The sequence below is a fragment of the Acinetobacter sp. V91_7 genome (assembly GCF_031799075.1).
Classification (GTDB): domain Bacteria; phylum Pseudomonadota; class Gammaproteobacteria; order Pseudomonadales; family Moraxellaceae; genus Acinetobacter; species Acinetobacter calcoaceticus.
The window spans coordinates 107,251-114,022 of sequence record NZ_JAVQNT010000036.1; the positions used below are offsets into that span (position 1 = coordinate 107,251).

The following is a 6,772-nucleotide window of genomic DNA, read 5'->3' on the forward strand; positions in this document are numbered from 1 at the left end:
GTTTGCTTTTTTGTATCAAATAGAGACTCAGATGGACGATCAATCTTTAAAACAGGCCGCTTTAAATTACCATGAATATCCAAACCCAGGGAAAATCAGCGTCACCCCAAGTAAGCAACTTGTCAACCAACGAGATTTGGCTCTAGCCTACTCACCCGGAGTTGCTGCGCCATGTTTAGAGATTGAACGTGATCCTTCAACTGCTGCTAAATATACAGCGCGCGGAAACTTGGTTGCTGTAGTCACTAACGGTACTGCTGTTCTTGGTTTAGGTAATATTGGCCCATTGGCTTCTAAACCTGTAATGGAAGGTAAAGGCGTTCTCTTCAAGAAGTTTGCTGGTGTTGACGTATTTGACATCGAAATTGCAGAAAACGATCCAGATAAAATCGTGGATATTGTTGCCTCTCTTGAGCCAACTTTCGGTGGTATCAACCTCGAAGACATTAAAGCGCCAGAATGTTTCTATATTGAAAAGAAACTTCGTGAACGCATGAAAATTCCTGTATTCCATGACGATCAACATGGTACAAGTATTATTGTAGGTTCAGCTTTGCTCAATGCATTGCAACTTGTAAATAAGAAAATTGATGAAATCAAAATCGTAGCTTCAGGTGCAGGTGCAGCAGCACTTTCATGTTTAGACTTGCTTTGTGCTCTTGGTGCTAAAAAAGAAAATATTATTGTTGCCGATTCTCGTGGTCTATTAACGACTTCTCGCGAAGGCTTAGACGAATCTAAAAAACGTTATGTTCAAGATATTACAGCATCTCAGCTTCATGAAGTAATGACTGGCGCTGATATGTTCTTGGGTCTTTCTGCTGCTGGTATTCTCACCAAAGAAATGGTGAAACAGATGGCAGAGAACCCAATTATTTTTGCTTTGGCAAACCCAGATCCAGAAATTCTACCTGAACATGCACATGAAGTACGCTCTGACGTCATTATGGCAACTGGTCGTTCTGACTATCCAAACCAAGTAAACAACGCATTATGTTTCCCATACATTTTCCGTGGTGCGCTTGATGTTGGTGCAACTACGATTAATGAAGACATGAAAATTGCATGTGTACATGCAATTGCGCGTATGGCTCATGTAGAAGCTGATGCAGCAACTTATGGTGAAAAATCTGCTTCATTTGGTCGTGACTATTTAATTCCACGTCCACTTGATCAACGTTTAATTTTAGAAATTGCACCAGCTGTTGCTAAAGCTGCAATGGACTCAGGCGTAGCAACTCGTCCTATCGAAGATTTCGCTGTGTATCGTCAAAAATTGTCTGAGTTTGTATATAACTCTGCATTCTTGATGAAACCAATTTTTGCTCAAGCAAAAGCTGATCCTAAACGCATTGCATATGCTGAAGGTGAAGACGAACGCGTATTACGTGCAGTACAAATTGCAGTTGATGAAGACTTAGCCAAACCAATTTTAGTAGGTCGTACGGCTGTAATTGAAGCAAATATCAAAAAATTAGGCCTCCGTTTACAACATGGCGTAAATATTGAGATTGTAGATCAAGAACAAAACCCGATGTATGAAGAGTTTTGGAAAGATTACTATCAAACAATGCAACGCAAAGGTATCACTGTTGAATATGCTCAACGTGAAGCTCGCCGTCGTTCGACTTTAATTGCATCTCTACTGGTTAAATTCGGTAAAGCAGACGGTATGTTATGTGGTACTTACAGTAGCTATAACATTCACCTTGACTTTGTACGCAATGTTATCGGTCTTAAAGAAGGCATGAATAACTTCTTCACATTAAATGCATTAATGCTTGAAGATCGCAACTTGTTTATCGCAGATACCTATGTAAACACTAACCCGACTGCTGAACAACTTGCTGAAATGACTATTTTGGCGGCTGAAGAAGTACGTCGTTTTGGTATTACTCCACGTGTAGCACTGCTTTCTCATTCAAGCTTTGGTAGCGACCAAACTGATTCAAGTGCTCAAAAAATGCGTGAAGTTTATCGCATTTTATCTGAACAAGCTCCTGAACTTGAAGTTGAAGGTGAAATGCATGGTGATGCAGCATTAGACGAAAATATTCGTCAATTTGCATTCCCTGGTTCACGTTTTAAAGGTTCTGCAAACTTGCTCATTATGCCAAACCTAGATGCAGCAAATATTTCATTTAACTTGTTGAAAGCGACTTCTGGTAACAACGTTACTATTGGTCCAATTTTGCTTGGCGCAGCAAAACCTGTTCATATTTTGACACCGACAGCAACGACTCGTCGTCTTATCAATATGACTGCTTTAACTGTTGCGGAAATCCAACAACAAGAAAAGTAATTTAGAAAGAGCTTTTTACGAAAAGCCTGTCTAATGACTTGAGAAAACCTCTATTCTGTAGCATGATTGCTTGAAGAATAGAGGTTTTTTCATGCAAGTGTATTTAGTAGGCGGTGCCGTCCGAGATTCTCTACTTGGGCATCCCTATCAAGAAAAAGATTATGTTGTGGTCGGAGCAACGCCTGAACATATGCTCGCCCAAGGTTTTCAACCTGTAGGCAAAGATTTTCCTGTGTTTCTTCATCCTAAAACTAAAGAAGAATATGCACTTGCACGTACTGAGCGAAAGTCCGGTAAGGGCTATCACGGTTTCCAGTTTTTTACTGATACCACAGTAAGTTTAGAAGAAGATTTAATTCGCCGTGATTTAACCATCAATGCCATAGCAATGGATCAAGATGGCAAAATATATGACCCCTATGGTGGTCAGACTGATTTAGAAAATAAAACCTTGCGACATGTTTCAGAAGCTTTTGCTGAAGATCCTTTACGTGTTTTACGTGTGGCACGCTTTGCAGCTCGATATTCTTCATATGGCTTTCATATTGCATCTGAAACCTTACAATTGATGCAAACAATGGCTGAATCAGGTGAACTCGACGCCTTGACACCAGAACGTGTGTGGAAAGAGACGTCTCGCGCACTTTTAGAAGACCATGCAGATATTTATTTTCAGACACTACGGGATTGCGGTGCCTTAAAACATCTTTTTCCTGAAATTGACGCATTGTTTGGTGTACCACAGCGTCCAGAATATCACCCAGAAGTAGACTGCGGCATACATACCCTAATGTCTTTACAGCAAGCGTGTAAGTCAAACTACTCGCTTGATGTTCGGTTTGCTGTTTTAGTACATGATTTAGGTAAAGCATTAACGCCTGTTAACGAACTTCCTCGCCATATCATGCATGAAGAGCGTGGCGTGAAACCCGTTACCGAATTATGTGAACGTTTAAAGGTTCCAACTCAAACTCGACAGTTGGCATTATCGGTGTGTAAAGAACATCTAAAATGCCATCAGATTATGTCGTTAAAACCCGGAACTGTATGGCGTTTATTACAGCGTTTAGATGTATTACGTCGCCCTGAGCGAGTGGAAGCTTTTGTACAGGCATGTGAGTGTGATGCTAGAGGAAGACTAGGTTTAGAAGACCGCCCTTATCCTCAAGCTCAGTATATGTTAGATGCAATGCAAGTGGTTCGCTCTATTAAAGTTCAGGATTTACCCGAGAATATTAAGGGTGCTGAAATTGGTGAAATGTTAATTCAATGTCGCATTGATGCTTTAACTGAGTTCAAACATCAACATCAAACACCCACACATTCTTAATTTAAGCCAATAAAAAAGCCTCATTACGAGGCTTTTTTGTTTTTACTGTTTAGGCAGTGGTATATATTGAGATTGTGTATTTTGGTTTTTTCTTTCCCCAACTGCTACCACAAAGTTTTCTTGCTTCCCAGCTCGCTCAACCACTACATTAATTTCGCTATTAGGCGCTTGTAATGCAACGTAATTAATCAAATGAGATGCCGAAGTGATTGGTTCATTATTGACCTGAACAATCTTATCGCCAACTTTTATACCTGCTGAAGCCGCTGGACCACTTTTTAATACATCAGCAACAACTACACCAATTTGCTGTTTTGGTGCCAATACGTCGTCTTGTGTAGGCGGTACTAAACTAATGCCTAACCATCCACGAACTACACGACCATCTTTCAAAATCGAGTTTAATACTTGTTGGCAAATTTTAGCTGGAATTGCGAAACCAATGCCTAAAGAGCCGCCTGACTGCGAGAAAATTGCGGTATTTACCCCAATTAGGTTACCAGCGACATCAATTAAAGCTCCGCCTGAGTTACCTGGGTTAATTGCAGCATCTGTTTGAATGAAATCTTCATAGGTATTGATGCCTAAATCAGAACGCTCAGTGGCAGAAATAATACCTTGAGTTACCGTTTGCCCTACGCCAAATGGATTACCAATCGCTAAGACAACATCACCCACTTCATTACCGCTAAGCTTAAATGGCAACACGGGTAATTTATCTAAATCGATTTTAATTACAGCTAAATCCGTATCAGGATCTGTTCCAACAATAGTTGCCTCTGCACGACGTCCGTCACGCAATGCAACTACAATTTGGTCAGCCTGAGCAATCACATGATTATTGGTAAGAATATAACCATCAGCACGAACAATAACCCCAGAACCTAAACTATTTTCATTTTGCTGTTGTTGTTCAGGAACCTGATTTCCAAAAAATTCGCGGAATACTGGATCACTTAACAATGGATGATTTTGTTTAACTTTCTGGGTCGTAAAAATATTAACAACTGCCGGCGCTGCAACTTTCACTGCAGCACTATAAGACACCACCCCACCCGCTCGTGAAGTATCAACCAGTGGTTCAACTTTTTCAGCAGGCATTTGCACCCCATCAACTGCAACAGTTGGTTTCGGCTGATGGTATTTTTGCCATGCAATAAAACTGGCAATTACAATAATAAGTAACACCCAAGGTAACCATGTAAAGGTGCGGCGCACGTTCATATCCTCTACGCAAAGAAGCTTTTAATTAAATTAATATATTGAACAAAAAGAGTTTTCAGTTAAGCATTTTAAATTAAATATGTCGATATACATAAAAAACTCAAAAAAGATTTGTCTAGCTTTAGTTACACAACAAAATATGTTTCTATAGCTTTAGCAATTATTTACTACTCAATTCAGGAAATATCATGGCGAATTTGCATGAAATTATTCAATGGTGCGACCAAACCTTAAAAGCAGCAGAATTTAAAGATTACGCACCAAATGGCCTGCAAATTGAAGGTTCAACTGAAGTAAAACGTATCGTTTGTGCCGTTACTGCTTCCGAAGATGCGATTGATGCAGCTATTGCTCAAAATGCCGATCTATTACTCGTACATCATGGTTATTTTTGGAAAGGCGAACCGTACCCAATTACAGGAATGCGCGGTAACCGAATTAAAAAATTAATTCAAAATAATATTTCACTCGTGGCTTACCACCTACCTTTAGATGCACATCCAAGTTTGGGTAACAATGTAGCCATTGCAGAAAAATTGGGCTTACACCATTTAGAACCACTCGATTTAGCCGAAAAACATCCAATTGGAAATATTGGATATTTAGAGCAAGCTGTTTCTGTTGAAGAGTTTAACGCAAAATTACAAGATAGCTTTGATTTTAAAGTGATTCATTTACCAGCCGAGAAGAAAAGCATTCAAAAAGTAGGCTTTTGTACGGGTGGTGCTCAAGATTTTATTGCTAAAGCAGCTTTGCAAAATTGCGATGCTTATATTTCAGGCGAAGTCAGTGAACGAACTTTCTATGAAGCAAAAGAATTAGGAGTTCACTATTTTGCGTGTGGTCATCATGCAACCGAACGTTATGGAGTTCAACGTTTAGCACAAGCAATTTCAAAGCAGTTTGCAATTGAAGCCGAATATTTTGAATTGAATAATCCGATTTAATTAAGTCTTTTTTTCAATCTGTGTTATGCGTATTAATTAGATCTTTATTGTGTATAGTTCTTTAAAACGATGCCCTATTGTGAACAGAATCATTTACAATAGAGCCACTTAATTGTATAACCCAGCAAATGCAAGGAATAGGAACATGACAACCATTACTTTACCTGCACTTCCATATGGCTATGATGATTTAGCGCCACATATTAGTAAAGAAACTTTAGAATACCATCACGATAAACACCACAATACCTATGTTGTTAACTTAAACAACTTAATCAAAGGGACTGACCTTGAAGGTAAAACTTTAGAAGAAATCATCAAAGCAACTGCTGGTGATGCATCTAAAGCTGGTATTTTCAATAACGCTGCTCAAGTTTGGAACCATACATTCTACTGGAATTCTATGAAGCCAAATGGTGGTGGTAAGCCTACTGGCGCAATCGCTGCTAAAATTGAAGAAGCGTTTGGTAGCTACGAAAAATTTGCAGAAGAATTTGCTGCTGCTGCAACAACTCAATTCGGTTCAGGCTGGGCTTGGTTAGTTGCTGATGAAGTAAACGGTAAATTATCTATTACTAAAACTTCTAATGCAGACACTCCACTTGCACATGGTCAAATTGCTGTATTAACAATTGACGTATGGGAACATGCTTACTACATCGATTTCCGTAACCTACGTCCTAAATACATCGCAACTTTCTTAGAAAGCCTTGTGAACTGGGACTATGCGAATGCAAAACTTGCAGGTCAACCAGCTGGTGTAGAGAAATAATTTTATTTCTTTATAAAAAACCACCCTCTTTTGGGTGGTTTTTTTTATTTTTAGTACCTTAAAAGCATATTAATCAAGCAAACGATTCATTTTCTTTAATATTCTTATTGACGCTTTTAGATTTCATCCATAAAATGCGCATCAGATTCTCCAATAGCTCAGTCGGTAGAGCGACGGACTGTTAATCCGCAGGTCCC

Annotated in this window: 5 protein-coding genes; 4 read left to right on the forward strand and 1 reads right to left on the reverse strand. The window is 39.2% G+C overall.

Annotated features, from left to right (window positions below):
• Positions 1 to 31: 31 nt before the first annotated feature.
• A complete protein-coding gene (locus RMB03_RS11600; protein ID WP_003650593.1) occupies positions 32 to 2,302 on the forward strand; it encodes an NADP-dependent malic enzyme in 2,271 nt (756 codons plus the stop codon).
• A gap of 91 nt (positions 2,303 to 2,393) precedes the next feature.
• Complete coding sequence (locus RMB03_RS11605; RefSeq protein ID WP_045430015.1) at positions 2,394 to 3,632, forward strand: multifunctional CCA addition/repair protein; 1,239 nt, start codon at positions 2,394 to 2,396, stop codon at positions 3,630 to 3,632.
• A gap of 42 nt (positions 3,633 to 3,674) precedes the next feature.
• Here the strand turns inward: RMB03_RS11605 and RMB03_RS11610 are convergent, their stop codons facing one another.
• Positions 3,675 to 4,850, reverse strand: a complete 1,176-nt coding sequence (locus RMB03_RS11610) for a trypsin-like peptidase domain-containing protein (RefSeq protein ID WP_311076262.1) — start codon at positions 4,848 to 4,850, stop codon at positions 3,675 to 3,677.
• A 194-nt stretch (positions 4,851 to 5,044) separates the two neighbouring features.
• On the opposite strand from RMB03_RS11610, the gene RMB03_RS11615 reads away from it, so the two are divergent.
• Positions 5,045 to 5,803 (forward strand): Nif3-like dinuclear metal center hexameric protein, encoded by a 759-nt coding sequence (locus RMB03_RS11615; protein WP_270902833.1) that lies wholly within the window; start codon positions 5,045 to 5,047, stop codon positions 5,801 to 5,803.
• Positions 5,804 to 5,948: 145 nt separating this feature from the next.
• Positions 5,949 to 6,575: a superoxide dismutase gene (locus tag RMB03_RS11620; RefSeq protein WP_003650584.1), complete on the forward strand. Its 627-nt coding sequence runs from the start codon at positions 5,949 to 5,951 to the stop codon at positions 6,573 to 6,575.
• Positions 6,576 to 6,772 lie beyond the last annotated feature (197 nt).